Source organism: Vibrio sp. SCSIO 43137 (genome assembly GCF_028201475.1).
Taxonomy (GTDB): domain Bacteria; phylum Pseudomonadota; class Gammaproteobacteria; order Enterobacterales; family Vibrionaceae; genus Vibrio.
On sequence record NZ_CP116383.1, the window covers coordinates 762,032 to 788,932 of the forward strand.

Below are 26,901 nucleotides of genomic sequence, written 5' to 3' on the forward strand. Positions count from 1 at the left end.
GCCCCTATTGTATAACTAATCTGCCTTACTAGGCCAGATACTCGTTAGTTTAACCGCTATTTCTCTCCGGCAATTTTATAGCATGGAGTGTAGGCAGAGCCCGGCAACTTCATCCGCTGCTGACTGACAAAATCACTCAGTAGTTTGTCCATCTTCTGCATCAGTTCCGGATCACCATCAATAATAAATGGGCCGTGTTCTTCAATCTCTTTGATGCCTTCCGCCTTAACATTACCTGCGACTATACCGGAAAACGCTTTGCGAAGATTAGAAGTCAAAGCTTCTGTAGGCTGATTCATATGCAGATCCAGATTGGCCATGCTTTCATGGGTCGGATCGAACGGAACTTGAAATTCTGGTGGTATCGTCAGTGACCAGTTGTAACTGTAGGCATCTTCAGTCAGCTTACGATGCTCCCTCACCGCCGGAATCGCTTCTTTAATAATCTGTGCCGCTCTGGCCGGATCATCAATAACAATCTGGTAGTGAGATTGTGCCTCTTCACCAAGGGTATCGCCGATAAAGGCGTCTAGTGAACGGAAGTAAGCTTCGCTCTCCTTAGGGCCGGTAAGAACGATAGGCATTGGCTGATCTTTATTATCAGGGTGCATCATAATACCGAGAATATAGAGTATTTCCTCTGCGGTTCCCGGGCCACCGGCAAAGATCACTATGCCGTGAGTCATGCGCACAAATGCTTCAAGACGCTTCTCAATATCCGGCATGATAATCAGTTCATTAACAATCGGGTTTGGCGGCTCGGCAGCAATAATGGACGGTTCGGTTAAGCCGATATAGCGTTGCTCATCATAGCGCTGCTTGGCGTGGCCGATTGCGGCTCCTTTCATCGGGCCTTCCATCGCACCCGGACCACAACCGGTACAGATATTCAGCTCTCTTAACCCCAGCTCATGGCCTACTTCACGGGTGTATTGGTACTCTATATCATTAATGGAGTGCCCACCCCAGCAGACGACAAGGTTCGGCTCAATGCCCGGATGAAGTGCACCAGCGTTACGCAAAATAGCAAATACAAGGTTGGTGATATGAATCGGGTCGTGTTGATTCTCCTGATGCATCTGTGCGACGTGCATATTGACGTACACAATGTCCCGCAGTACGGAAAACAGATGCTCCTGAATTCCTTTGATTATGGTTCCGTCCACAAAAGCGTCTGCCGGCGGGTTTGTCAGTTCAAGCTTGATGCCCCGTTCACGGCTGACCACGTCGACGTCAAAATCTTTGTGTTTATCCAGTAGTTCTTTTGAGTTGTCTGTGTGACTGCCAGAGTTTAATACCGCGAGGGTACAGTTGCGGTAAAGTTGATACAGGTCGCTGGTGGCCTCTTTCTTCAGTCTTTTGACTTCAAGTTGAGACAGCAAATCCATGCTACCGGCAGGACTAATATGTGTGATCATCTTCTCCTCCTTTTCTTCAGGAAGTATTGTTATACCCAAGTCACCTCAATATGCTTTTTCAGCGAGAATTTATTGGCTTCTGATCAAGGCACTGATTTGAAGCCATAGTCATTCTACGGTGAGAATCAGTAACACAGAGCAGGAGCCAATAAAACTCGCTCTTTGGGAGCGCATCAAGGTGTCCATTTCTGTGTCAGATAACTTTGAAAGGGAGTGGCCATTCCTACAGTTATCTTCCTTGAACTGAACATCTTGATGCAGCTCTGAATACTGCATCTTGAGGTCACTTGGGTATATATTCACGAACAAGTAGAGTGTAAAACCCTACATTTGTGAATTTTATATATTATTTACCATATACTTATACTGATACTACTGCAAGAAACGTGTGAGAGAGGATGTATTAAAAGGAAGATAAAACAAGAAATTAGATAGAGAATAGCAGAAGCTTCTATTTGATTGCTGTCTGATTGTTGCCTTTGAGTTTTGCTTCATTAAGGGCAAGGTTGAGTCGATCCAGTACCTCTTCAGGCGTGTCTGAGTCGCGTAGTTTGGACAGGGCAACGGTGGCGGTAATAGTGATATTCTGATCCCTGAACTTAAATGGCAGCTTACAGATTTGAAGTTGCAGTGACTGGATAAGAGTCTGACACTCTTTTTCGTTCAACCCCGGCAGAATGGCAATGAACTCTTCGCCTGAAAAACGCGCCAGTACATCATCATCTCGCATCTCTTTCGAAATGGTTCTGGCAATGATTTTCAGTGCTTTATCTCCGGCAGCATAACCAAAGCTGTCATTGAGCGCTTTAAAGTTATCAATGTCCAGCAGCAGAACATACAGGCTATGTTGATTGCGAATCCAGCGGTGGTATTCAAGTTCCAGCCGATCCAGAAACGCGGCACGGTTGAACACCTTAGTCAGTGGATCGATAAGCATTCTGCGCGACTGATCTTCCAGCCTGCGGCGGTGATCCTGAGTAATTTCATACAGGCCTTCAAGCTGAACTTTATTATTGGCAACCCGCTCCAGTATCGCCATTTCCCGCTGCTCATTGTGCTTTAGCCGCTCTGTGAGCATGTTTATCTGTTCCAGTAAAGGGTCAACAGCAGCTTTGGCTGATTCTAGGTCTGTCGCCTTGTTTAGTGCTGATTGAGTTTCACCGCTGATATCCACCAGTTCTGATGTCATCTGTTTACGGTGCTTGGCATAGGATTCGCTCTGCTCCAGATTCTGGGCTGAGCTTTTGATCACTTTGCTAAGAGAGGTGTTTACCTGACCGAGAAACTGTTCTGAGGTTTTGCGTTCGAAATGGGTGCCCTGAATAACCAGCTTAAGAACCTGCAGAGTCAGCTCAAGTAAGGCATCCGAGGCAACGCCTACCAGCAGCTTAACCCTGATATCGTTGAGCAAGTCACCGGACTCGCCATCGAAATCAAGTTCACTGATCAGGTGCTGCAGCTCTTCTGCTAATTTGCTAAGCAGTTCTTGATTAAGTTCGGGATCTTTTTGCAGGGTATGAACTGAGCTGGAGGTAATAATCTTAATGGCTCGTTCATAGATGGCCAGCAGGCGGGTAGCTTGATCCAGTTGGTTTTGATTTTTAACTGATGGAAAGCTCAGTAAGTTTCTCAGGTCGCGTTTAAGCTGAGCTGGTAGCCCCGGTATCCTTTGCAGTGTTTCACCGCTCTGCCTTACTCTCTCGTCCAGATTAACTTTCTTTTTTTCCATCGCATGAGTGTTTTGTTTTAACAGTCGCTCCAGTATCGCCAGACGGGGAATCAGCTTAGAAATGTCATTTTGTTGTTCAAAAGCGTTCTTTAACGAAACTACAGCTTTATCAAGATCGTCATTATATCCCATGCAGGCATCACTAAGGTTAGCGACCACCCGCTTGAGAACTTTAGACTCTCTTGTGTGTTTGAACGAAGCATCCCTGTGCTTTAACTTTGCTTGTTCTAGTTGTAGTTTCAACTGGTCGATCTGTTGCAGAATCTCTTCCCGGCCAGTGAGCTTCTTTTCACTCATAGATAAATAGGGCTAAGCTTTCCTAAAAAAAAGTAAATCCGATTGATAATAGCAAATTATTGGTTCAGTTCATTCAAAATATTAACCAACTGATTATATTCTAATCAATAATGCTGGATTTTATGATGTTCTCCTCAATTTTGTTTGAAGAGTCTATTTTTATCAGCCCTTTTTCTATTGCCTGCTGACACGCTTCTCTTATATTTTCATTAGCAAAACTTGCTGCTGGGGCGTGTTCTATTGCTCTGAGACATACCCACTGATTTCCACCCAGTTCGATATGTAAACTTCGAGCCATATTGGATGCCATCAGGAGAATATCAATTAACTCCTTATCATTTATAGCGGTATATGCACGGGGCAAAAATGGATAATCTGCAATACCAAGCCGGACAACTTTGGCTATATTTTTATCGGCTTCAAATTCAGATACCCAGTCGGTGATTTGATTAAATAACTGTTCTGCTGTTTTTTCAGGAGAAGTGTTAGGCTCCACATATAAAAACATGGCGTCAGAAAAATGATATAAGCGGGCAGGGAGTTCAACTTTGGTTTTGATAAATTCTCCAAACTCACCTTCTAGTTCAAGCCCGGCGTTGTAGCCTTTTCTCAGATAAACGGTTCTCAGAAAAGGCAGATCAATCATGGCAAATCGCAGTTTATCATGCAGGGGTTCATTGATAAGTTCACCCGTTTGCCATTGCTCAAAGTGAGCGCTACTCTGCTCCAGAGAAGAGGGAAGCCTTTTAATTAGAAGACGTAGGTTTCTTAGGCCGGAGCGTGGATGAGTGTAGTGGTCCTGATAGAGTTTTTTCAACTGACCACGCATCTTCCGGTTAGTCATACCTCTGTGAATAAACAGGATTACCAGTAGAAGTGAGAGGAAAAACAGAACCGTTGTAGAGTAGCGATAACGGGTAATATTTTGAGTTCTTAATACCAGTTCATCAGTCTGATCTTTATAGTGCAATGAACGCTCCATAAATAATTTTTGCTGTCGAAAATCGTCTTCAGATATTTCAATTAACTGGTCTTTAATTAATGTAATAAGAGCGTTGTATTGTTTGCCATGAATAAATGCACTCTGAAAATTGTTATTCGCTTCATTGATATTTGTTAACAACAGATGAGCATTTAACTGAATTTCAATATTGGTATTCTCGTTACCTATTTTTAGAGCAGACTGAGCAAACTTAAGCGCTTCTTCATTCTGTCCTTTCTGAAAATATAACTGTGCCTGTAACAACAGAGATTGGGCGTTTAAACTGTCTAATTCCGTATAAGAAAGAAGGGTATTAGCCCTTTTTATGTACTGTTCTGTTAATGGGAAGTTATAGAGTTGCAAATATGTTTTTGCCAGATCTAACCTTAGCTCAATGACGTCTTCGATATTTCTATTAATAGTTTCTGCATCAAGAACATTAAAGTAATGTACCAGAGCAAGGTTATATTTCCCCTGATCATAGTAGATATCTGCCATCTGCTTTAGCACATTTGGAAGAATAGGGTTTTTTTCATAATTATCATAGAAATCAGCGGCTTGAGATAAGTACTCCAGTGATTTGTCCAGAACCCTCTTCTGGTAAAATAGTGTGGCTAGTATGCGGTTTATTTTCGCCAGCTCAATGGGCATATCATTTTCGACGGTTGTCCAGTAGGCTGCCAGTAGCTGTTGCAGAGCGCGGTTATACTGCAGATATCTGAGGTGGTACTCTCCCAGCTCTATCTGATAGTTTACATACTCGGTCCTGTTTTCATCCGGATTGAGAAAGTTTTCTGCCTGCTTGTAGAGTTTGTCTGCAACATCAAGTTGTTGATTTTTAGCAGCGATATCAGCTTTAAGCATCAGCAATTGATAGTTGATGTTGTTACTGAGTAGCTGAAGATCACTGTTCTGCTGTATCTGGGCTTCAACACTGCTGAGAACCGGCTGAACCTGACTCTCATCCTGTTTTATCTGCCAGATTAATCTGGCTTTCAGTATTTGAGTCTCCAGCAGAATAAAATCGAGCTTGTAGCCTCTGGCCAGTGTTTCTGCCTGATCAATACTGTCCAGGGCTCCACGGGTATCACCGAGTTGCAACATGGCTTTTGCAATGACCTGAAGAGCGTCAATACTGGTGGCCGGCGTTCTTAATGTGTTGTTGGCATCATCTCTGGAGTTAGAGCTTTTATCTTTATTGGTCAGAGTTCTTGAGGTAAGGAATTTTTGTGCTATCTGCTTGGATTGCTCGGGTACGATTTCTACCAGCTTATCCGCTTCATCAAGGATTTTTGAGCCTGAACTGATTTCCACTTGTGCGGCAGCAGAGAAAGCGGCGCCTACCGCTAACACTGCTGCCAAGATTTTTACTGTAACTCCCTTAATAGCCAAATCTACCCTCTCTACTGGCGTGCCATTCTGTGATTATTTTCTGGTGCTGAGTGAGTGCATGAACGGAATGGGTTGATATCCAGTCCGCCACGGCGGGTGTAGCGGGCCATAACAGTGAGTGATTCTGGTTTACAGTACTTCTGAATATCCATAAAGATACGTTCAACACACTGCTCATGGAACTCGTTGTGTTCTCTGAAAGATACAATATAGCGAAGTAACGCCTGCGGGTCGATCTTGTTACCACTATATTTAATCTCAACGCTGCCCCAGTCAGGCTGATTGGTGATCAGGCAGTTAGATTTTAACAGGTGGCTGTGCAGGGTCTCGCTGACTTTTTCATGACTGGTAGCCTTCTCCAGATAAGAAGGGTCAAACTCGTAGCTGTTTATAACAATATCTTGATCATCAATACAGCTTCCATCCATATCTGCGATAGGTTGAGAGGTATATTTATCAAGATGATTCAGGGATACGGAAACCGGTGCGTTAGCACACTCAGACAGGTCTTTCACCAGCGTCTCTTTTACCTGCAGCCAGCTTTCGAACTTGCTCTGGTTAAAGCTGTTCAGATAGAGCTTAAAGGATTTTGACTCAATCAGGTTCTGGCTTTCAGCGGGGATAGAGACTTCGCCAATGGCAACTTGCGGCAGGCCGTTAGAGTTTAGCCAGGAAATCTCATAAAGTGTCCAGATATCACAGCCTTTGAAGGGGAGATCGCCTGCCAATTCCAGATCATCCCGGTTAAGACTTCTTGGTACGGGTTGTAGCAGAGAGGCGTCATATTGGTGGCTGTATTCCGTTTTCTGGCCTAGTGTCAGGCCAGAAAGCTCCTTTGCATTTGAATATTTGCTCATACTTCACTTCAAATATCGATTAGAATAACCGGATTCTACTTAATCCCTTATTCGCTGTCATTAATTCAAGGAGTTTCCATGACTCACCCGGTGCCAGAGGCATTACACACATTTTCAAATGATTTTGTTCAGGCATGGCAGACCAGCCACCACAGTATTCCCCGCAGTGAGGAGATGGCAGGGCTTGTCTCTCCCTGTGTTGAGAACAGAGAGGGAGATGCCGTGTTCTGGAGACCGGTACAGCGTGATCAAATGGCTGACTTTACCAACGTTGAAGCTGGTATAGAGTTGACCTTGCACTCTTCCATCAAAGAATTCTATGGCTGCCAATATAGTGCGGATATGGAAGCAACATGGAACGGAAACCCTTTTGTGCTGCTACAGGTGTGGAGTGATGAAGACTTTGTGCGCCTTCAGGAAAATATTCTGGGTCATCTGGTGACTCAGCGCAGGCTGAAACTAAAACCAACAGTTTTTATTGGTGCCACAGATGAGGATATGGATGTTATTTCTATCTGTAATCTGACAGGTAATGTCATTCTGGAGCGCCTTGGAACGGATAAGCGGGATATTCTTGCCGAAGATGTTACAGAGTTTCTTGCTCATATTAAGCCAGAGGTATAACGGATGTACGTTGTCGAACTGGAGTTTGAGTGTTTTGATAACACCACTATCTCTGCGGTAGATAAAGCCATTAACGGGCTAATGGAAGCATTACGTTTTAATGGTCAGATTCTGGGCAGGGAGTTTCCTGTGGTAATGGGGGAAGGCGTTTTTTATGTTCGTCTGGTTTGCCCTGAACAAGAGAGCCTGCATCCTGATAACCACTCGGATTTTGTCAACTACTGCCTGAGTAAGCTTTCTGACGCTTCACTGCTGGCTCCTAAAGTGCGCCTGCTGGGTAGGGATATTAACTCTGAGCAGGCCGCTGAAGAGGAGGTACCTAGTTGGCAGGTGCTCTACACTACCTATGTGCATACCTGTTCGCCGTTACGAAGTGGTGAGTCACTGCTTCCTATCCCACTTTACCGCAACCCTCCAACCCTGAATGGCGATCATAAGTCGGTCATTAAATGGCAGACGGAGTGGCAGGCCTGCGATGAAATTCAGATGGGAGGAGCCTGTAAGGCAGAACATGCTGCGTTAAGGGAGATCACGGATATCGGAAGTGATCTGTTCCGCAGGGGCTGGGATTTACGAGGCAGAATTGAGTACCTGACCGGTATTCCGACCTATTACTACCAGTATCGTGTCGGTGGCGTCAGTCTTGCAGATGAGAAGCAAAGACGGTGCCCTAAGTGCGGTGGTGAATGGCTGTTGAATGAACCTTTGCACGATATCTTCTACTTTAAATGTGACCGCTGCCGGATTGTCTCAAATATCTCCTGGGATATGCTTAAGTAACTTGGGTTCAGGTTAAGTAGCGACGATAAAGTCGCTACCTTTTAGCCAGAATTCTGTCCAGATGGTTAGCAAACTCGCGCCTTTCTGTCTGAGAAAGCGCCGCAGGCCCGCCGGTTTGTACTCCGCTGGCTCTCATGGTATCCATAAAGTCGCGGATATTTAGCCGGGCTTTTATGGTCTCCTTAGTGTATAGCTCTCCACGCGAGCTGAGGGCCAAAGCGCCTTTAGTGATGACTTCATCTGCCAGCGGAATATCTGACGTAATTACCAGATCGCCGCACTCTGCCCGCCGGACAATTTCATTATCAGCAATATCGAAGCCACTCTCCACCTGTATGGATTTTATGTTGATCCGGTTAGGTACAGGAATTCTGTGGTTGGCAACAAAGGTGCATTCTACACCTGTCCGTTCTGCAGCTCTGAACAAGGTATCCCGGATCACTTTCGGACAGGCATCGGCGTCAACCCATATCTTCATTACTTCTCCTCCAGCACTTTAATGCGTGCTGTCAATTGAGCGACCTGCTGCTCCAGTTGGGCAATACGCTCTTCAGCACTGCCGCTTTCGGCTGCAATCTCTACCTTTGGCAGAGGTTTACTGCTCTTCCAGTTTTTAATTGCGGCAATAATGGCCGGCATTGGCACATTGGATGAGAGCTTAGATTTCACTAAAGCAACGCTGGGCTGTTTACCTTGTTGCTCCAGTAACAGAATGGCTTGTTCCAGTTCTGCTGAGACATCTTTGGTCTGCATAGGGGGCTCCGTTATTGGGTTTATGAAGGCATAATAGCGATATCAGTCAAAAGATAAAACCGACACGCTAATGGCAAAGTGCCGATATGGGATTGTCCTTGTAAGAGATCTCTCACACTGTATGTAAGAGAAATCGATTAAATGACAGGGGATAATCTTGTCTTACATATTTAACTATTTGTTTTTATGTATTATTTAATTAATTGAGTCAATGTAAGTAAAAATACGTATAAACTGGCCATCTTGTTCATAACTCTACATATCGTATTATTAAGTTGTCGACAGGAAGTGGACAAGGATTTAAGAATAATCTGGGATAGATTATCTTCAGGATGAAGTGGGTTGACAGGATTTCAGCCAAAAAGGATTCAGGATTAGCGGGAAGCTAACGTTAGCAGGAAGCTGGCGGTACGGAATGCAAAGGACACCAAAAGGAACTGGGCTCAGGACAACATCAGGATGATGTAACGGACACCGCTCAGGGAACAAGTGAAGTGTTCTAGCCGGGAAGCTAGTGAAAAGGATAGTCAGGACACCGTCAGGAAGGCGAAGAAGGACAGGCTGAAGGATTCAGTACTATTAAGGAAGATGCATGGAGCACCATTAGTAGCCGGATCGCTGCGAGTAAGAGTATAGCCCCGATGTGAAAGCGTCGGGGCTTTTCTTTTGCCATGAACATCTCTTTCGTCCAGAAATAGCGTGCTGTTATCTCAGCTCTCTATGCGGTAGGGAGGAATGGCAAAGTTGAGCGGATGGAACCCCTTCATAAATAACTGACCCTGATAACAATCGTCACCAAGGGCAGAAAACTCAAACTGATAAACCGTATGCCAGTACCAACGGCCATCCGGTGTTTTTATCTTATGCGCTTTAAGTGCAACGCTTAATAGCTGTAAATCTAACTGGCGGCATTTACGTATAATAGCTGCTTTGGCCAGTTCAGACTGACGCCTCTGCTGCCAGAACAGAAAACAACCAAAGCTCAATGCGAGAATAGCCAGTAGATTATCTATCATGATGGTTTGCTATCCTTTCTGGTTGTCTGCTGAAGCTGAATCAAAGCCAAAGCCAGCTCTTCTGAAGGGCTGCTGTTTAATAGTGGCAAAAGAACCATTCGAAGGGATGGCTGAGTGACTAAGTCGGCAAAAATTTGATTAAATAGAGCCTGATTTCCCGTCTGAGCCAGCCGGAGTAAGAACTGTTGTGCAATCGTACCATCTTCTAACGCCTGCCATGAACGTCCTGCAATGGCGATAAGTACTTCCTGATGACTAAGACGCGGGCTGGCAAGAATGGCAGAAATCACCTGTTTTAGGGAGGAATCCTGCGCACCAGACAGCGCTCTGACATAAGCTGCCAGCAGAAATAGATCCGGGTCTGAGCTTTCTATCTGTTGCTGTGCCAGCTCATTGAGGGTATCAGCCAGCTTTTGTGGTAACTCTGTATGCTCTAATGCACCAAGTAGTGCGTATCTTGGTTCCGGAGGAAGGTGTCTGAGTGATTTTCTCAGCATTACACCATTTTGTTCACTTCCCAGTCTGGCACAGATATCAGTGATGCCCTGAAGACCTACGGTCTGCCATTTATCCCAGCCAAGACCGCCGGAAAAGTAATGCTGTGCATGTTCATAATACTGACTGGTAGGTAGATCTAGCTCTGCCCTGATCTGGCTGTGGAAAACCGCCATCTTGTCTTCTGTCGGCTTAAAGGTATATGGGTTGTTTGCCAGCTTTTGCTGCTTTTCTTCACTCAGATCGCCACCTAAACGGGTTCCCATCGCTTCAAGTACATACTTGATAAAGTTACCTATATCTGACTGCTTCAGCAGGCCTCTCTCATCCAGTGGAAACTTAAGGAACCAGATCCATGGCTGTTTCTCACTGTTCCAGTAAGCGATGGCCATATGTGCGTGGCGCTGAAGAGGATACGGGTAGGGCTGCTGAGCTTTTTCTACATTGGAGAAAAGAGCATTGGAGATAGGAAGAATACGTCTTCCGAGGTCAAAAATTTTATAGTCACAACCGCTATTGGTCAGTAGTTGCGTCAGTGTATGTATGTTTTCCATCTGCCCGTTATCATTTGCTCTATTGGTATTAGCTTAATAAATGGTACTCTTAGCGCAAATTTCAAGGTGCTACACAGATAAAAGCGATGCAGGTGTCAAACTCATACTCAGAATTGCTGACTTTACTGGAACAACAGCTGAGACAGTCCGGGCTATGGAAGCAGCAGCCTCCGACGGCTGAAGCCTTATCCAGCCGGCAACCCTTTGCATTAGATACCCTTTCTCCGCAGCAGTGGCTGCAATGGATTTTTATTCCGCGGGTCAGTCAGATGCTGAATAACGGGGAAGACATTAAGGGCTTTTGCATTTCTCCCTATTTTGAAGAAGTATGGAAATCACAGAAAGAGAAAGCGGAGTTAATAGAAACCTTGCAGGCTATCGATAAGGTGGGCGCATGATCTTAGACGTTGTTTATCAGGATGAGTATCTTATCGCGGTAAACAAGCCGGCCGGAATGCTGGTGCACCGCTCGTGGCTGGATAAGCATGAAACGGAGTTTGTTATGCAGACGCTCCGGGATCAGATTGGTCAGCATGTTTTTCCGCTGCACCGCTTGGATCGCCCTACATCGGGAGTGCTTTTTTTTGCTCTTTCCAGTGAGGTTGCCTCTGATGTGATGCCTATGTTTGCTAACCACGAGATGCAGAAGACTTATCACGCTATTGTACGTGGCTGGATTGAACAAGGGGATGTTCTGGATTATCCGTTAAAGGAAGAGCTGGATAAGATTGCTGATAAGTTTGTCAGTCAGGAACAAGAGGCCAAGGAAGCTATCACAGAATACAAACCTCTGGCTAAGGTTGAAGTTCCGCACTCGACGGGACGTTATCCAACCAGTCGCTATAGCCTGATTGAACTACAGCCGAAAACCGGCCGCAAACATCAACTGCGGCGACATATGGCTCACCTGAGACATCCGATTGTTGGCGATACCACTCATGGAGATGGTAAGCATAATCGCCTGTTCAGGGAACACTATGATGCGCGTCGGTTATTGCTACACGCAACGGAGCTGAGTTTTGTTCACCCTTATAGTAAAGAGCGGATCGTGATCAAAGCAGGCTTTGATGAGATTTGGCAGCGGCTATTTAGTGAGTTTGGCTGGCCGTCAGAAATTTCCGGACAAGAATAAAAAAGGGCAGATGATTGTCTGCCCTTATCAATTAATCTAATATCTAATCCAGCTTTTCTAAATCCGCTTCGATTTCCTGAATCTTGCTGGCGACCACTTTTTCAAGATGACGCAGATCCGTCAGAATTTTCTGTTTCAGATCTTTACCTTTAAGCATTTCAGGGCGGGTGATGCTGTTCAGTTCATCGATCACCAGAGTTAGGTTGCGGTTAATCTCAGTCACCTCTTTATACTGGTGCGTACCACTGTCTACCAGTACATTCTTAACCTGTCTCGGGTATTTAAATTTTACACTTTTCGCAAACAGCTCTCCTTTCTGCTTGTGAAAATAGATTTTCAACACATCCTTGTGAGCTTCCTGACGCAATGAGTAGCGTTCGATTTGTTTAGGATCATGAATCCCAAGACCAGTCAGGTTTGGATACATAAGTTACCTCATAACAGTTGTGTTATTAGCTCAATGTGTGTTCCTAAACTGTAGCAGCCTAATTGCGTGGTAGATAGCTGATATTTCATCCAAAAAACAGAGTTGTGAACGAGATCGTTTTTCTAAATTGGCGAAAGAACATTCATCTATTCAGGTGTTAGATCTTCGATATTTTTCACTAGTAATTCACGTAGAGTATTTTGATCTTCATCGTTCAGACGCCCGCCACTGGCAGAAGTGAGAATAAAAAGGTCTTCTGCCCGCTCACCCATGGTGGTGATTTTGGCGGCATGCAGGTTGATACCTAAGGCGGAAAATGTACCGCCCACTGTTGCAAGCAGGCCGGGAGTATCAAGGGCTACCAGTTCCATCAGGGTGCGTTTTTTAGTTTTAGTCGGAATAAAGTCAACCTGAGTTTTTACCTTAAAGTGAATCAAGTTTCTCGGTGTACGGCGCAGGCGCATTTTTCTTTTGCTTGAGTCCAGAACAACGGTACGGATACTGTCACTGATAACCTGATGACACTCTTCTTCGATAGGTTGGCCGTTTTGATCCAGCACCATAAAGGTATCTAACGCATAACCATCCTTGCTGGTCATAACCTGAGCGTCATGAACACTAAGATTACGCCGGTCTAATTCGGCAACAATAGTGGCGAAAAGAGCAGATTGATCTCGGCAATAGACAAATATTTCTGAGCCTCCCCGTGTGGCTTTCTTGCTGATTAGCACAAGGGTCTGATCTTTATCATCATTCTGTAGCAGATGGCTGCCGTGCCAGGCGATCTGTTTATGGGTATGTCGCAAAAAATAATCAGCTTTAAACCTTTGCCATAACAGTTCAATCTCCCGGGCTGAATACCCCTCTTTTCTCAACAGGGCAGAAGCCAACTGTTGATTGTGGCGAATCCGATCCCGCACGTCGACAGGATTCTCTAACCCTCTTCTTAATGCCCTCTGGGTTGAATGGTACAGTTCTGCCAGCAGAGTTCTTTTCCAGCTGTTCCAGAGTTCCGGGTTGGTGGCACATATATCGGCAACGGTGAGGCAGACTAAATGATCAAGGTACTCTTCATCACGGACGGTTTTGGCAAATCCGGCAATAACATCAGGATCATAGATATCTCGTCTCTGTGCGGTTACCGACATCAGAAGGTGATTTAACACCAGCCAGGAAACCAGTTTTGCTTCCGGCTTAGATAACCCGTGTTCAATACAGAAGTTATACGCCTCGACGGCACCTATTTCTGAGTGATCTCCGCCTTTCCCTTTGCCGATATCGTGGAAAATACCGGCAATAATCAGCAACTCTTTTTTCTGAATTCTGGGGTAAAGCTCGCAGCAGATAGGGTGCTTGTTATGGTTGTCTGCAAAACTGAATGAGTGTAGGTGCTTAAGCAGGCGCATACTGTGCTCATCAACGGTGTAGACATGGAACAGATCAAACTGCATCTGTCCGACTATCTGGCTCCATTGTGGCAGATAGGCAGCAAGAACGCCTAACTTATGCATCAGGGTAAAGGCTCTGTGCAGGGCGTTGGGGTGACGGCACAGGGTCATAAATTTTTCCCGCGCTTCCGGAATAGTATGTAGAAACTTGTTCAGGCGTCTTCTTGCGGTTCTTAACTGGCGAAGGGTAGACGGAGCAACACTGTCGATACTGGAGTCGTTAGCGATATGAATAAACATATCCAATATGGTCTCCGGCCTCGCCTGAAACAGCGCCGGTTTTCTGGCCTCAATAAGCCCCCCTCGACGCTGGAAGTCATCATCCAGAATCTCTGCTTCTGCTTGCTCCCCTTCATTAAGAATGGCCTGATTAAAGAGCTTAATCAGCATCTTATTCAGTTCGGCTACTCTTCGCAGGGTGCGGTAGAACTCTTTCATCATCATTTCAACCGGAATATTGCCTGTTCCGGTAAAGCCGAGATGTTCTGCCACCTGAGCCTGATGGGCAAAGGTAAGCCGGTTGTCGTAACGTTTCAGTTCAATATGCAGAGCAAAGCGAACCCGCCAGAGAAAATCCTGACACTCCTGCAGTTCCCGGTACTCGCCGTCGGTCAGAAAGCCATATTTGCTCATTTCCAGCAGGGAAGTGGCGCCAAAATGTCTTCGGGCGATCCAGCTTAAGGTGTGTATATCGCGCAGACCGCCTGGGCTGGATTTAATATCCGGTTCGAGGTTGTAGGTGGTGTCGTGATACCGGGCGTGCCTGTCTTTTTGCTCTTTAATTTTTGCCTGATAAAAATCTTCACTCGGCCAGAAATTTTCTGAGTGAATGAGTAGTTTCAGGTTATGAAATACCTCTTCGCTGCCACATAAAAAGCGAGCTTCCTGAAGGTTAGTGGCTACAGTAAGATCTTCTTTGCCTACTTTGATGCACTCATCCATGGTGCGCACGGCATGGCCGACTTCCAGTTTGAGATCCCAGAGCAGGGTAATAAACTCACTGACTTTTTCGCCCTGCTCATCTGTGATCTCTTGTTCCGACAATACAAGAATATCTATATCTGACAATGGGTGTAGTTCACCCCGGCCATACCCCCCGACAGCGATCAGGCAGAGATCTTCAACTTCAGTAAAACCAAAATAGCGCCATAAACGATGTAATAGCTGATCCATATAATCAGAGCGGTCAAACACCAGATCAGTGACAGAGTGGCGCTGAATAAAAGACGTTTTCTGATATTCAGTGAGTTTATCGAGTTGTTGCTTAAGGGTTACCGGTGTGATTTGGGAATCAACAAACTTTAACGGTGATAAATAGGGCATCTAACGCATCCATGCAGATTTTTGAAACTTTTATCAATCTACCAGCACTGACTTAGTGTGCCAATGGTTTAAGGGAATGTTTTCAGGGCTGGCTGAAAGAAAAATCCCTGCCGGAGCAGGGATTGAAATTATTTGTTGATCATCAGGCGGGGAATGGTCTCTTCTTCCCTCAGGGTGAGAACTTCACAACCGTTCTCTGTTACCAATATGGTGTGTTCCCACTGAGCTGAGTTCTTGCCGTCTCCGGTATATACTGTCCAGTCATCTTCCAGGTCAACACTACAACCGAACTTACCAGCGTTAATCATAGGTTCGATGGTAAAAATCATACCGGGTTTAAGAACACGCCTGTCGCTGTTTTTGTAATGGACAACCTGAGGCTCTTCATGGAACTCATTACCTATACCGTGTCCGCAGAAGTCTTTAACAATGGAGAACCTTGGTGTGACACCTTTAATGTACTTCTGAATAGTCGTACCGATATCGCCAACGGTAATGCCCGGTTTCACTTTACGCATAGCGGTGTAAAGTGACTCTTGTGCAACCATGCATAGACGTTTGTCAGCAGGAGAGACATCGCCGACATAAAACATTTTAGAGGTATCGCCGTGATAGCCTTTTGGCCGTGTTTTCAGTGACGCATTTTTATCATCGGGAATGATCACAGTAATATCGACGTTTACGATATCACCGTCTTTCAAAATGCCCGGTTTGTCTTTACCTGTAGTGCCTATTTCGTCTTTGCTGGCCGGTATACCGTGGCAGACAATATGGTTAACAGAAGTACAGATGGACTTTGGGAAACCGTGATAATCGAGCGGTGCCGGGTAGGCGCCATTGTCGATGATATATTTATAACAGATCTGATCTAACTCTTCTGTGGTAACCCCCGGTTTTACATAGGGCTCAATCATTTCTAGAACTTGTGCGGCCAGCTTTCCTGCCACTCTCATTTTCTCAATTTCTTGTTCTGTTTTGATTTTTATAGTCATCTATTTATCTCAGCGCGGTTGCGCTTATTCTTCATGCAAATTAACTATCTATTACTTCTATTTTACGTTGAAAAAGCATAACTGCAATTGAATCTTATACTCAATTGGCTTCCCTTTGTTGAGTTATGGCTGTGACAGTGGCTTGAACGAGCGGGTAAAGGTCTAGTTTTCTCAATAAGTAAAATATGCAGCAGAAGTTAGAGTTTTTCTGGTAATTCAGGGCGAAATTGTGGTATAAAGCGCGCCGAAGTCTGGAACTGTTCTCTTCATCTGTTTCATGATGGCGAAGCAGCTTCACTTCATTAACTAATATTTTTAATCTCACACACGTACCGACACATGTTCCGGGGTGCTTTAACAATTCGATTGGTTAAAGTCGGACACATGGGGTATGTGGAGGCCTAACCCCATAGAGGATTTTAAAATGGCAACTGTATCAATGCGCGATATGCTTAAAGCTGGTGTTCACTTCGGTCACCAGACTCGTTACTGGAACCCAAAAATGAAGCCATTCATCTTTGGTGCTCGTAACAAAGTTCATATCATCAACCTAGAAAAAACTGTTCCAATGTTCAACGACGCTCTAGCAGAAATTGCTAAAGTTGGTGAGAAGAAAGGTAAAGTTCTTTTCGTTGGTACAAAACGCGCTGCATCTGAAGCTGTTAAAGAAGCTGCTATCAACAGCAACCAGTTCTACGTTAACAACCGCTGGTTAGGCGGTATGCTAACAAACTACAAAACTGTTCGTCAGTCTATCAAGCGCCTTAAAGATCTTGAAGCTCAGGCTCAAGACGGTACTTTTGACAAACTAACTAAGAAAGAAGCTCTAATGCGTACTCGTGAAATGGAGAAGCTAGAGAAATCTCTTGGTGGTATCAAAGACATGGGTGGTCTTCCTGACGCGCTGTTCGTAATCGATGCTGATCACGAGCACATTGCAGTTAAAGAAGCTAACAACCTGGGCATCCCAGTATACGCTGTAGTTGATACTAACTCTGACCCAGATGGTGTTGACTTTATCATTCCTGGTAACGACGATGCGATCCGCGCCGTTCAGCTATACCTGAACGCTGCTGCTGAAGCTGTTAAAGAAGGTCGTAACCAAGACTTAGCTGCGGCTGTTGAAGAAAAAGACGGTTTCGTAGAAGAAGCTGAATAATAGCGGACTCTGACGTCATACTTAGTTATGTAGTGAATAGTTTCAATACGTACTAAGGTATAGTTAGTATCAGGGGCCCGTACTAAGGCCCCTGATTTTTATCTTATCCGGAATCAACTGAGGAATAGAGAATGGCAACTGTAACTGCTGCTCTAGTAAAAGAACTGCGCGAGCGTACTGGCGCAGGTATGATGGAATGTAAAAAAGCGCTTGTTGCTGCGGACGCTGATATTGAACTAGCGATCGAAAACATGCGTAAAAGTGGTGCGGCTAAAGCAGCTAAAAAAGCGGGTAACGTTGCTGCTGAAGGTACCATCATTATTAAACAAGCTGACGGTGTTGCTGCACTTCTTGAAGTAAACTGTCAAACTGACTTTGTAGCGAAAGACGGAAGCTTCCTGGCATTTGCTAACGAAGTAGCTGACGCTGCTGTAGCTGAAAAACTTGACGCTGCTGCTCTTCAGGCTAAGTTTGAAGAAGCTCGTATCGCTCTTGTTGCTAAAATCGGCGAAAACATCAGTATCCGTCGTGTTGAGTACATTGAAGGTGCAAGCCTTGCTGAGTACCGTCACGGTGAGCGTATCGGTGTTGTTGTTGCCGGTGAAGCTGACGCTGAAACTCTTAAGCACGTTGCAATGCACGTTGCTGCATCTAAGCCTGAGTTTGTTAACCCAGAAGATGTACCTGCTGAAGTAGTAGAAAAAGAGAAAGCGGTTCAGGTTGAAATCGCAATGAACGAAGGCAAACCTGCAGAGATCGCAGAGAAAATGGTTATCGGCCGTATGAAGAAATTCACCGGCGAAATCTCTCTGACTGGTCAGGCTTTCATCATGGAACCTAAGAAGACTGTAGGCGAAATGCTGAAAGAGAAAGGCGCTTCTGTAGCTAACTTCGTTCGTCTAGAAGTTGGTGAAGGCATCGAGAAAGCGGCAGAAATGAGCTTTGCAGATGAAGTAGCAGCGGTACAAAAAGGTTAATCCTTAGCGTATCTTGCTTGATAAAGACCGTAGCTAAGGCTGCGGTCTTTTTGTGAATAGCTAACTAAATTAGCTGTCATAAATAGGAATTATTTTTACAAATAGCTGTTTCTTACTGAACTGTCATCAGGCAGGCATCGATAAGCAAACCCTCTGCGCCAGAGATGGCGCAGCGGAGCCCCATGGGTGGGTTAACGTGTGTTTGTGTTCGATGTCTGCCGATATGAATCATAATGAGTAATAGCTTATTTAATTAACAGTAGTTTTTATCTATAACAGTTAATCAGTAACTTTACATCGGAAGGTATACTCCATGACAACAAATCCTAAACCAGCGTATCAGCGAATCCTTTTGAAACTTAGTGGTGAAGCACTTCAGGGCGAAGAAGGTTTTGGTATTGATCCAACTATACTAGACAGAATGGCTCAGGAAGTGAAAGAGCTGGTTGAGCTCGGCGTGCAGGTTGGTGTGGTTATCGGTGGTGGTAACCTTTTCCGTGGCGCAGGCCTTGCGGAAGCGGGTATGAACCGTGTAGTGGGTGACCACATGGGTATGCTGGCAACAGTGATGAACGGACTGGCAATGCGTGATGCTCTGCACCGTGCGTATGTTAATGCCCGTGTAATGTCGGCAATTCCGCTTAAAGGTGTGTGTGATGACTATAACTGGGCTGATGCTATTTCTCAGCTACGTCAGGGACGTGTTGTTATCTTTTCTGCCGGTACCGGTAACCCGTTTTTCACTACTGATTCAGCGGCTTGCCTGCGCGGTATCGAAATTGAAGCGGATGTTGTGCTGAAAGCCACAAAAGTTGACGGAGTATTTACTGCTGACCCGGTAGCCAACCCAGATGCAGAGCTGTATGATAAGCTATCTTATAGTGCTGTTCTTGAAAAAGAACTAAAAGTTATGGACTTGGCGGCATTTACACTGGCACGTGACCATAAAATGCCGATCCGCGTATTTAATATGAACAAGCCAGGCGCATTACGTCGCGTGGTGATGGGTGAAGCTGAAGGCACATTAATCAGTGACGCTGAATAAGCTTTGCTGTTTGCTCAGGCAATTAAAGATCAATTTAAGGTGAAAACGTGATTAACGAAATCAAAGTAGACGCGCAGGAGCGCATGGAAAAAAGTGTTGAAGCGCTTAAGAATAACCTTTCAAAGGTAAGAACTGGTCGTGCTCACCCTAGCTTACTCTCTGGTATTACCGTTGAGTATTACGGTGCACCAACTCCCCTGAATCAGATTGCTAACGTTATTGCTGAAGATGCCCGTACACTGGCGATTACAGTATTCGATAAAGAACTGACTCAGGCAGTAGAGAAAGCCATCATGATGTCAGATCTCGGGCTGAACCCAATGTCAGCCGGTACGGTTATCCGTGTTCCGCTTCCTCCGCTGACAGAAGAGCGTCGTCGTGACCTGGTTAAGATCGTACGTGGTGAAGCTGAAAATGGCCGTGTAGCGATTCGTAACATTCGTCGTGATGCAAATAGTGACCTGAAAGGTCTTCTGAAAGAGAAAGAGATCTCTGAAGATGAAGATCGTAAAGCGCAGGAAGATATTCAGAAAATCACTGATGCTGCGGTTAAGAGCGTAGACGAAGTGCTTGCTGCAAAAGAAAAAGAGTTGATGGAAGTCTAATCTGACTCATTACCGGCTCTGACAATTAACGCTGTGCGTGTAGTATATCTGCGGCGCAGCGTTTTTTTATGCTATTATCCACAACCCATTTAACCATTAATTCATAACATGCCTGAATCTCAAGTTACCAATACAGATCTCCCTAAGCATATTGCGGTCATAATGGATGGGAACGGCCGTTGGGCTAAGTCAAAAGGAAAACCCAGAGTATTTGGCCACAGAGCCGGTGCAAAAGCAGTACGTAAAACCATTTCAGGGGCGGCCAGACTTGGTATACAAGCCATTACCATGTTTGCCTTCAGCAGTGAAAACTGGCGACGACCTGAAGAAGAGGTGAGCCTGCTGATGGATCTGTTTGTTACCGCCCTTACTAAAGAAGTTAAGAAGCTGCATGCAAATAATCTGAGGTTAAGGGTCATTGGTGATATCTCCAAATTCAGCACCCGCCTGCAGGAAAAGATTCGCGATGCGGAGCAACTGACAGAAAAAAACAGTGGTATGGTGGTGAATATTGCTGCCAATTATGGTGGTAAGTGGGATATCACAGAAGCAACCAAAGCGGTTGCTGAAAAAGTTCAATCTGGTGAATTACAAGTCAGTGATATCTCAGAAGAGGTGATCAACTCACATTTAACAATGTCCGACTTGCCAGCGGTGGATCTTTTAATTAGAACAAGTGGCGAATGTCGGATTAGTAATTTTATGTTGTGGCAACTTGCTTACGCAGAAATCTATTTCACTTCAGAGTATTGGCCGGATTTTGATGAAGAGAAACTGGCTGAGGCTGTATCCTGGTTTGTGACCCGTGAACGCCGTTTTGGTTGTACCGGTGAGCAGATAAAGGCGTTAATGGAATAATTTAAGGTACCCTTTTGAAACAAAGAATAATAACCGGGCTGATATTAGCTCCTCTGGCGGCGCTGGCAATTTTTAAACTCTCTTTTCCTCTTTTTATGCTAGTGATTGCGGCCATCTGTATTATTGCATTTTGGGAGTGGGCGCAGTTTGTTAACAGCCCGAACCGCTATCTGGCTATGATTCCGACCATACTGGCACTAGTATTCAGTGTGATAGCGGTTCCGTCTGATGTGGTGAGTCTTAACTCGATTAGCCCTCTTCACTATCTGATTCTTGCTGTAGCAGCCTGTTGGTGGCTCGTTGCCAGTTATCTGGCTGTCAGTTACCCCTCTTCAACGGATAAATGGCAACACTCAAAAGTTCTGAGACACCTGTTTGGAATGCTGACAGTGATCCCGTTTTTCTGGAGCATGTTACTGCTAAGGGCTCAAAATATCGAATCTGAACCTTATCATGGTGCAAACCTGGTTCTGTTTGTCTGTCTTCTTGTCTGGGCTGCCGATAGCGGGGCTTACTTTGCCGGTAAATCTTTCGGCAAACATAAAATGGCGCCAAATGTCAGCCCGAATAAAACCATTGAAGGTCTTGTAGGTGGTATTATCGTTGCTCTGCTGGTTGGCTGGGGTGCTGCCAGCCTGCTGGAAATTACCTTCAAGAGTGGTGTAATTATGGTGGTTATCACTCTGATCACGGTTGTAATTTCAGTGCTGGGAGATCTTGTGGAAAGTATGTTCAAACGGGTTTCCGGTATTAAAGACAGCAGTAATATTATTCCCGGCCACGGTGGTGTATTAGACCGGATTGACAGTCTGACTGCTGCTTTCCCTGTGTTCACCTTGCTCTATTTCACACTTTAGTTGGCCTGAGAGGCATTTAATATGCCTGTTAAGTACTCTACCACTTCGCAATAATTAATGGTTAATTCTGCATGCAAAACATTTCGATTCTAGGTGCAACAGGTTCAATCGGCAGTAGCACGCTTAAGGTGATTGGTGAAAATCCCGATAAGTTTAACGTGACTGCTTTAGCGGCAGGATCGAACGTAGAGCAGATGAGAATCTTGTGTCAGAAGTGGCAGCCTGAATATGCTGCTATGTCTGATGTTTCTGCGGCAAAACAGCTTGAACAGCAGCTCGCTTCTCTGTCTCTTAATACCAAAGTTGTGGCCGGAGAAGAGGGGCTTTGCTATGTCGCCTCACTAAGTCAGGTTGATATGGTGATGGCGGCTATTGTCGGGGCCGCTGGTTTAGTGCCTACAATGGCTGCGGTAAAAGCGGGTAAGCGAGTTTTGCTGGCCAATAAAGAAGCGCTGGTTATGTCCGGCCAACTGTTTATCGAGGCGGTTGAAGCTCATGGTGCGGAACTGCTTCCTGTTGATAGCGAACATAATGCGATATTTCAGTGTCTGCCTGAAAGTGTACAACGTAACCCGGGACGCTGTGATCTGCAGGCTGAAGGTGTCAGTAATATTTTGCTGACCGGCTCCGGCGGACCATTCCGCTATTCTGATGTTTCTGCTCTCTCATCCGTAACACCGGAACAGGCAATAGCCCACCCTAACTGGTCAATGGGGCCAAAGATATCTGTTGATTCTGCGACAATGATGAATAAAGGGTTGGAGTTTATTGAGGCAAAATGGCTGTTTAACTGCCAACGGGAACAGTTAAAAGTTCTTATCCACCCTCAATCAGTGATTCACTCCATGGTTCAGTATAAAGACGGCTCCGTACTGGCGCAGATGGGGGAGCCTGATATGTGTACTCCTATTGCACTGACCATGTCTTACCCTCAGCGTATCTCGTCAACGGTATCTGCACTAGACTTTACTAAGGTAGGTGAGCTTACTTTCCTTGAGCCGGATTTCGCCCGTTACCCTTGCCTTAAACTGGCCATTGATGCCTGTTATGAAGGGCAACATGCGACAACGTCGATTAATGCAGCAAATGAGGTGGCAGTCGACGCCTTTTTGAAAAAACAGCTGAACTTTACCGATATTGCCGTTGTCAATGAACGTGTATTGACAAAAGTGTGTAACGAAATGCAACCGCAGAGACTGGATAACTTGGAAAGCTTACTTGAGCTGGATAGAATGGCTCGCGTATTGGCAAAGGAAGTTATTAGAGAACGCTCATTATGATTGATATTTTATGGAATCTGGCCAGCTTTATAATTGCCCTGAGTATTCTTGTTGCTGTGCATGAGTTTGGTCATTTCTGGGTTGCAAGGAAATGTGGCGTCAAGGTAGAGAAGTTTTCCATAGGCTTCGGTCGCTCTATCTGGAAGAAAAAAGGTAAAGACGGCACAGAGTATAGTTTGTCAGTTATCCCTCTAGGCGGTTATGTAAAAATGCTTGATGGCCGCACAGATGATGTTCCTGAATCGATGAAAGATCAGGCCTTTGATACTAAGCCGCTATGGCAGAGAAGTGCCGTTGTTGCTGCTGGTCCGGCCTTTAACTTTTTCTTTGCGGTTTTTGCCTACTGGCTGGTATTCCTTATTGGTGTTCCGGCGGTGAAACCGGTTATCGGTGAAGTGACTCCCAACTCTATCGTTGCTCGGGCTGGCTTAGAAAAAGGCATGCAGTTTACTTCAATCGACGGTAACAAAACACCTGACTGGGAATCAGTAAACATGGGCTTGGTATCCCATATTGGTGATCAGGAACTGGTGGTTACTGTTAAACCTGCTGATGAATATGGTATTGAAGAAACCAAAGTTATAGATATTCGTTCCTGGAAATTTAATCCGGAAACGGAATCGGCCATGAAAACCCTTGGTTTTACCCCTTATACGCCTGAAATATATACCCGTCTGGCGATGGTGGCAGAGCAGGGCGCTGCAGAAAACGCAGGTTTACAGGTTGGTGATACCATCCTTGCTATAAATGGTACGGTGATTGATAGCTGGCAGCAGGTGGTCGAGATGATTCAGGACTCACCAAATAAACCGCTGGATATGCTGCTGGAGCGAAACGGCAGTCAAATTACAAAAGTTGTGGTTCCAGCCAGCCGTACACTGGATGACGGCCGCGAGATTGGCTTTGCCGGTATCAGCCCTGCCATCGCTGAGTGGCCTGAGTCTTATAAGGTTGAACAGCGCTATGGCCCCATCGATGCGGTAGCGAAAGCGGTTGAGAAAACCGGACAGATTGTAGCTCTTACCTTTAATATGCTGAAGAAGCTGATCTTTGGTGATGTGGGGCTGAATAATTTAAGCGGACCAATCTCCATTGCCAAAGGGGCAGGAGCAACAGCAGAGTACGGTTTAGTCTATTTCCTCGGTTTTCTGGCTCTGATCAGCGTTAACTTAGGAATTATCAATCTGTTGCCTCTGCCTATTCTGGATGGTGGTCACTTACTGTTTTATATGATTGAAGCTGTTATACGCCGCCCTGTTTCTGAAAAAGTGCAGGAGATGGGCTTTCGTATCGGGGGAGCGATTATTTTCTCCCTTATGGCTGTCGCTATTTTTAATGATTTTATGCGTCTGTGATGTTGCAGTTCACATAAGCCGGATTTAACCGCTTTATTCTGAAGCGGATCCGTCTGGTTGAGTGATAAGTTACACCATTGCAGGAACAAAAGAAGTATCAAGGAACATTTATAACTGGTATGGCAATTAAACAACTACTACTCGCCTCCATTATCGTCGCTAGTTCAGCCGTCAGTGCTGCTGAACAATTTGTGGTAAAAGATATTAAAGTCGAAGGCTTGCAACGTGTGGCACTAGGTGCTGCTTTGCTGAAAATTCCTGTGCGGATTGGTGATTCTGTCAGTTCACAGGATGTTGCCGGAATTATCCGTTCTCTTTACGACTCGGGTAACTACGAAGACGTTAAGGTACTAAGAGACGGTGACGTACTTGTTGTGCAGGTACAGGAACGTCCGACCATTGCTAATATCTCTTTTTCCGGAAACAAAGCGATAAAAGAAGAGCAGCTTCAACAGAACCTTGATGCATCAGATATACGTACTGGTGAAGCCCTTGACCGCACCACGCTGAGTAATATAGAGAAAGGACTGGAAGATTTTTATTACAGTGTGGGTAAATACAACGCCTCTGTTCAGGCTGTTGTAACACCTCTGCCAAGAAACCGTGCTGACCTTAAGTTTGTCTTTTCTGAAGGTGTTTCAGCCAAAATCCAACAGATCAATTTTATCGGCAATGAAGTGTTCAGTGATGATGAGCTCCTGTCCCGTTTTGATCTGAATGTTGATCTTTCATGGTGGAACTTCCTCTCTGATGATAAATATCAGAAGCAGGTGCTGGCAGCAGATATTGAAAAACTGACATCATATTACTTAGACCGCGGTTATGTGAAGTTTAAGATTGACTCCACACAAGTGGCGATTTCTCCCGATAAGAAAGGCGTTTATATCACCCTGAATATCGATGAAGGTAAGCCTTACACCATTAAAGGCGTTAACTTTAAGGGTGAACTGATCGGCAAAGAAGCTGAGTTTGAGAAGATGGTGCCATTTGAAGATGGCGATATTTACAATGGCTCTCTGGTTACTCAGTTAGAAGAGAATGTAAAACGTATCCTTGGTGAGGCCGGTTATGCCTATCCTAAGGTATATACTCAGCCCGAATTTGATGATGAGAAGCAGCAGGTTACCCTGACAATCTATGTTGAAGCGGGTAAACGTATCTATGTGCGTGATATACGCTTTACCGGTAATAATGCCACCAAAGATGAAGTATTGCGTCGTGAAATGCGTCAGATGGAAGGGAGCTGGTTAAACTCTAAATCCATCGATACGGGTAAAACCCGCCTGAACCGGCTTGGATTCTTTGAAACCGTTGATGTACAGACGGTACGTGTTCCGGGCACAGATGATCAGGTAGATCTGGTTTATAGCGTTAAAGAAGCGAACTCCGGCAGCATTAACTTTGGTGTTGGTTATGGTACTGCGTCTGGTGTCAGTTTTCAGGTTGGCCTGCAGCAAGATAACTTTGCCGGTACAGGTAACCGCATTGGTGTCAGCGCTTCTATGAATGACTCTTCTAAGAATGTGACATTAGAATATAGAGATCCTTACTGGAATCTGGATGGTGTTAGTTTAGGCGGAAAAATCTTCTATAACGAGTTTAAAGCCTCTGAAGCGGGTATTGTCGATTATACCAACCAAAGTTACGGTACCGGACTGACATGGGGTTTCCCATATGATGAACTGAATTTCCTTGAGTTTGGTATCGGATATAAGCACAACAAGATCTCAAATCTGGAATCTTACGTACAGATTGAGCAGTTCCTGGCAGCCCAGAAAAAGAATATGAAGGGAGCTAACGAACTGGTTGTTGATGACTTTGATATTACTCTGGGATGGAGCCGGAACAATCTGAACAGAGGCTTTTTCCCGACTGCCGGTAACCATCAGAGTGCTTCATTTAAGATTACCGTACCGGGATCTGATGTGCAGTACTTTAAGACTCAGTACAATGTCCGTCAGTATATTCCCCTGACCAAGAAACATGAGTTTACCCTGCTGTTACGCGGTAAGTTAGGTTATGGTAACGGTTATGGTAAGGCGGCTGACGGTAATGACAACCTGTATCCGTTCTATGAGAACTTCTATGCTGGTGGTTTCTCTACTCTGCGCGGATTTAGTTCTAACTCCGCAGGTCCAAAAGCGGTATATAACCAGAGTGTCGGTAACAACCCTAACTATATCGCAACAGATAAGTCAGTAGGTGGTAACGCAACGGCATTAGCCAGTGTTGAGCTAATCGTTCCTACCCCGTTCGCATCAGACGAGGCGAGAAGTCAGGTAAGAACCAGTATTTTCTTTGATATGGCCAGTGTCTGGGATACGGAGTTTAAATACCGTAAAGCAGATCCTAATATGTCAGGCAAAGATTACTACTACGATTACTCTGACCCGACCAATTATCGTTCGTCATACGGTGCTGCAGTGCAGTGGATGTCTCCGATGGGGCCACTGGTGTTCTCCATTGCAAAACCGGTTAAAAAATTCAAAGGTGACAGTGAAGAGTTCTTCTCTTTCACCATAGGCAAAACTTTCTAAAAGGATCAT

The 26,901-nt window shown here is 45.1% G+C and carries 24 protein-coding genes; 13 read left to right on the forward strand and 11 right to left on the reverse strand.

Annotation, left to right across the window (positions count from 1 at the left end):
• Positions 1-56 precede the first annotated feature (56 nt).
• From ppnN to queF, 4 genes are all read right to left on the reverse strand, one after another.
• Complete coding sequence (ppnN, locus tag PK654_RS03690) at positions 57-1,418, reverse strand: nucleotide 5'-monophosphate nucleosidase PpnN (RefSeq protein WP_271697731.1); 1,362 nt, start codon at positions 1,416-1,418, stop codon at positions 57-59.
• A 451-nt stretch (positions 1,419-1,869) separates the two neighbouring features.
• Positions 1,870-3,444: a diguanylate cyclase domain-containing protein gene (locus tag PK654_RS03695; protein ID WP_271697733.1), complete on the reverse strand. Its 1,575-nt coding sequence runs from the start codon at positions 3,442-3,444 to the stop codon at positions 1,870-1,872.
• 100 nt (positions 3,445-3,544) lie between these two features.
• Positions 3,545-5,788 (reverse strand): tetratricopeptide repeat protein, encoded by a 2,244-nt coding sequence (locus tag PK654_RS03700; RefSeq protein WP_271697735.1) that lies wholly within the window; start codon positions 5,786-5,788, stop codon positions 3,545-3,547.
• A 41-nt stretch (positions 5,789-5,829) separates the two neighbouring features.
• The gene (gene queF / locus PK654_RS03705) at positions 5,830-6,675 is read right to left on the reverse strand and encodes an NADPH-dependent 7-cyano-7-deazaguanine reductase QueF (protein ID WP_271697737.1); all 846 of its coding nucleotides are present in this window, start codon (positions 6,673-6,675) and stop codon (positions 5,830-5,832) included.
• A gap of 78 nt (positions 6,676-6,753) precedes the next feature.
• On the opposite strand from queF, the gene syd reads away from it, so the two are divergent.
• Together syd and PK654_RS03715 are read left to right on the forward strand one after the other, a co-directional pair.
• Positions 6,754-7,299, forward strand: a complete 546-nt coding sequence (syd, locus tag PK654_RS03710) for a SecY-interacting protein (RefSeq protein ID WP_271697739.1) — start codon at positions 6,754-6,756, stop codon at positions 7,297-7,299.
• Between the two features lie 3 nt (positions 7,300-7,302).
• Positions 7,303-8,079 carry a Zn-ribbon-containing protein gene (locus PK654_RS03715; protein ID WP_271697741.1) on the forward strand — a complete coding sequence of 259 codons (777 nt, stop codon included), beginning with the start codon at positions 7,303-7,305 and terminating at the stop codon, positions 8,077-8,079.
• 34 nt (positions 8,080-8,113) lie between these two features.
• Here PK654_RS03715 and PK654_RS03720 read toward each other — a convergent pair whose 3' ends face one another.
• The 4 genes from PK654_RS03720 to PK654_RS03735 form a co-directional block, all read right to left on the reverse strand.
• Positions 8,114-8,557, reverse strand: a complete 444-nt coding sequence (locus PK654_RS03720; RefSeq protein WP_271697743.1) for a YaiI/YqxD family protein — start codon at positions 8,555-8,557, stop codon at positions 8,114-8,116.
• Positions 8,557-8,832: a hypothetical protein gene (locus PK654_RS03725; RefSeq protein ID WP_271697745.1), complete on the reverse strand. Its 276-nt coding sequence runs from the start codon at positions 8,830-8,832 to the stop codon at positions 8,557-8,559. The genes PK654_RS03720 and PK654_RS03725 overlap by 1 nt, the downstream gene beginning before the upstream one ends.
• 710 nt (positions 8,833-9,542) lie before the next feature.
• Positions 9,543-9,848, reverse strand: a complete 306-nt coding sequence (locus PK654_RS03730; RefSeq protein ID WP_271697746.1) for a DUF3301 domain-containing protein — start codon at positions 9,846-9,848, stop codon at positions 9,543-9,545.
• A complete protein-coding gene (locus tag PK654_RS03735; RefSeq protein WP_271697748.1) occupies positions 9,845-10,897 on the reverse strand; it encodes a DUF3549 family protein in 1,053 nt (350 codons plus the stop codon). The genes PK654_RS03730 and PK654_RS03735 overlap by 4 nt, the downstream gene beginning before the upstream one ends.
• 92 nt (positions 10,898-10,989) lie before the next feature.
• Here PK654_RS03735 and PK654_RS03740 point away from each other — a divergent pair, with 92 nt between their 5' ends.
• Together PK654_RS03740 and truC are read left to right on the forward strand one after the other, a co-directional pair.
• Complete coding sequence (locus PK654_RS03740; protein WP_271697750.1) at positions 10,990-11,295, forward strand: YqcC family protein; 306 nt, start codon at positions 10,990-10,992, stop codon at positions 11,293-11,295.
• Positions 11,295-12,029 carry a tRNA pseudouridine(65) synthase TruC gene (truC, locus tag PK654_RS03745; protein ID WP_271698773.1) on the forward strand — a complete coding sequence of 245 codons (735 nt, stop codon included), beginning with the start codon at positions 11,295-11,297 and terminating at the stop codon, positions 12,027-12,029. Before PK654_RS03740 ends, truC begins: the two co-directional genes overlap by 1 nt.
• Before the next feature lie 43 nt (positions 12,030-12,072).
• Here truC and PK654_RS03750 read toward each other — a convergent pair whose 3' ends face one another.
• The 3 genes from PK654_RS03750 to map all read right to left on the reverse strand — a co-directional run bounded on the left by PK654_RS03750 (position 12,073) and on the right by map (position 16,219).
• Entirely contained in the window at positions 12,073-12,456 is a 384-nt protein-coding gene (locus tag PK654_RS03750; RefSeq protein ID WP_271697752.1) for a DUF3461 family protein, read from the reverse strand.
• Between the two features lie 146 nt (positions 12,457-12,602).
• Positions 12,603-15,227 carry a bifunctional uridylyltransferase/uridylyl-removing protein GlnD gene (glnD, locus tag PK654_RS03755; protein WP_271697754.1) on the reverse strand — a complete coding sequence of 875 codons (2,625 nt, stop codon included), beginning with the start codon at positions 15,225-15,227 and terminating at the stop codon, positions 12,603-12,605.
• Positions 15,228-15,355: 128 nt separating this feature from the next.
• Positions 15,356-16,219 carry a type I methionyl aminopeptidase gene (gene map / locus PK654_RS03760; RefSeq protein ID WP_271697756.1) on the reverse strand — a complete coding sequence of 288 codons (864 nt, stop codon included), beginning with the start codon at positions 16,217-16,219 and terminating at the stop codon, positions 15,356-15,358.
• Positions 16,220-16,643: 424 nt separating this feature from the next.
• Here map and rpsB point away from each other — a divergent pair, with 424 nt between their 5' ends.
• The 9 genes from rpsB to bamA all read left to right on the forward strand — a co-directional run bounded on the left by rpsB (position 16,644) and on the right by bamA (position 26,892).
• Entirely contained in the window at positions 16,644-17,378 is a 735-nt protein-coding gene (gene rpsB / locus PK654_RS03765) for a 30S ribosomal protein S2 (RefSeq protein WP_271697757.1), read from the forward strand.
• 131 nt (positions 17,379-17,509) lie between these two features.
• Positions 17,510-18,355: a translation elongation factor Ts gene (gene tsf / locus PK654_RS03770; RefSeq protein WP_271697759.1), complete on the forward strand. Its 846-nt coding sequence runs from the start codon at positions 17,510-17,512 to the stop codon at positions 18,353-18,355.
• 313 nt (positions 18,356-18,668) lie between these two features.
• Entirely contained in the window at positions 18,669-19,400 is a 732-nt protein-coding gene (gene pyrH, locus PK654_RS03775; protein ID WP_271697761.1) for a UMP kinase, read from the forward strand.
• A gap of 47 nt (positions 19,401-19,447) precedes the next feature.
• Positions 19,448-20,005 (forward strand): ribosome recycling factor, encoded by a 558-nt coding sequence (frr, locus tag PK654_RS03780; protein WP_271697763.1) that lies wholly within the window; start codon positions 19,448-19,450, stop codon positions 20,003-20,005.
• A 108-nt stretch (positions 20,006-20,113) separates the two neighbouring features.
• Positions 20,114-20,863 carry a polyprenyl diphosphate synthase gene (uppS, locus tag PK654_RS03785; RefSeq protein WP_271697765.1) on the forward strand — a complete coding sequence of 250 codons (750 nt, stop codon included), beginning with the start codon at positions 20,114-20,116 and terminating at the stop codon, positions 20,861-20,863.
• A gap of 14 nt (positions 20,864-20,877) precedes the next feature.
• Positions 20,878-21,720 (forward strand): phosphatidate cytidylyltransferase, encoded by an 843-nt coding sequence (locus PK654_RS03790; RefSeq protein WP_271697766.1) that lies wholly within the window; start codon positions 20,878-20,880, stop codon positions 21,718-21,720.
• Between the two features lie 71 nt (positions 21,721-21,791).
• Entirely contained in the window at positions 21,792-23,000 is a 1,209-nt protein-coding gene (gene ispC, locus PK654_RS03795) for a 1-deoxy-D-xylulose-5-phosphate reductoisomerase (protein ID WP_271697767.1), read from the forward strand.
• Positions 22,997-24,355, forward strand: coding sequence for a sigma E protease regulator RseP (rseP, locus tag PK654_RS03800; RefSeq protein WP_271697768.1), 1,359 nt, complete (start codon positions 22,997-22,999; stop codon positions 24,353-24,355). The genes ispC and rseP overlap by 4 nt, the downstream gene beginning before the upstream one ends.
• A gap of 119 nt (positions 24,356-24,474) precedes the next feature.
• Entirely contained in the window at positions 24,475-26,892 is a 2,418-nt protein-coding gene (bamA, locus tag PK654_RS03805) for an outer membrane protein assembly factor BamA (protein ID WP_271697769.1), read from the forward strand.
• The last annotated feature ends 9 nt before the right edge of the window (positions 26,893-26,901 follow it).

Coding starts and splice junctions, on each gene's coding strand:
- PK654_RS03715 (WP_271697741.1), top strand. CDS start 7,303: ATGTACGTTGTCGAACTGGAGTTTGAGTGTTTTGATAACACCACTATC.
- rseP (WP_271697768.1), top strand. CDS start 22,997: ATGATTGATATTTTATGGAATCTGGCCAGCTTTATAATTGCCCTGAGT.
- queF (WP_271697737.1), bottom strand. CDS start 6,675: ATGAGCAAATATTCAAATGCAAAGGAGCTTTCTGGCCTGACACTAGGC.
- PK654_RS03730 (WP_271697746.1), bottom strand. CDS start 9,848: ATGATAGATAATCTACTGGCTATTCTCGCATTGAGCTTTGGTTGTTTT.
- map (WP_271697756.1), bottom strand. CDS start 16,219: ATGACTATAAAAATCAAAACAGAACAAGAAATTGAGAAAATGAGAGTG.
- PK654_RS03735 (WP_271697748.1), bottom strand. CDS start 10,897: ATGGAAAACATACATACACTGACGCAACTACTGACCAATAGCGGTTGT.
- ispC (WP_271697767.1), top strand. CDS start 21,792: ATGCAAAACATTTCGATTCTAGGTGCAACAGGTTCAATCGGCAGTAGC.
- bamA (WP_271697769.1), top strand. CDS start 24,475: ATGGCAATTAAACAACTACTACTCGCCTCCATTATCGTCGCTAGTTCA.
- syd (WP_271697739.1), top strand. CDS start 6,754: ATGACTCACCCGGTGCCAGAGGCATTACACACATTTTCAAATGATTTT.
- ppnN (WP_271697731.1), bottom strand. CDS start 1,418: ATGATCACACATATTAGTCCTGCCGGTAGCATGGATTTGCTGTCTCAA.
- glnD (WP_271697754.1), bottom strand. CDS start 15,227: ATGCCCTATTTATCACCGTTAAAGTTTGTTGATTCCCAAATCACACCG.
- uppS (WP_271697765.1), top strand. CDS start 20,114: ATGCCTGAATCTCAAGTTACCAATACAGATCTCCCTAAGCATATTGCG.
- PK654_RS03750 (WP_271697752.1), bottom strand. CDS start 12,456: ATGTATCCAAACCTGACTGGTCTTGGGATTCATGATCCTAAACAAATC.
- pyrH (WP_271697761.1), top strand. CDS start 18,669: ATGACAACAAATCCTAAACCAGCGTATCAGCGAATCCTTTTGAAACTT.
- tsf (WP_271697759.1), top strand. CDS start 17,510: ATGGCAACTGTAACTGCTGCTCTAGTAAAAGAACTGCGCGAGCGTACT.
- PK654_RS03695 (WP_271697733.1), bottom strand. CDS start 3,444: ATGAGTGAAAAGAAGCTCACTGGCCGGGAAGAGATTCTGCAACAGATC.
- PK654_RS03720 (WP_271697743.1), bottom strand. CDS start 8,557: ATGAAGATATGGGTTGACGCCGATGCCTGTCCGAAAGTGATCCGGGAT.
- PK654_RS03725 (WP_271697745.1), bottom strand. CDS start 8,832: ATGCAGACCAAAGATGTCTCAGCAGAACTGGAACAAGCCATTCTGTTA.
- rpsB (WP_271697757.1), top strand. CDS start 16,644: ATGGCAACTGTATCAATGCGCGATATGCTTAAAGCTGGTGTTCACTTC.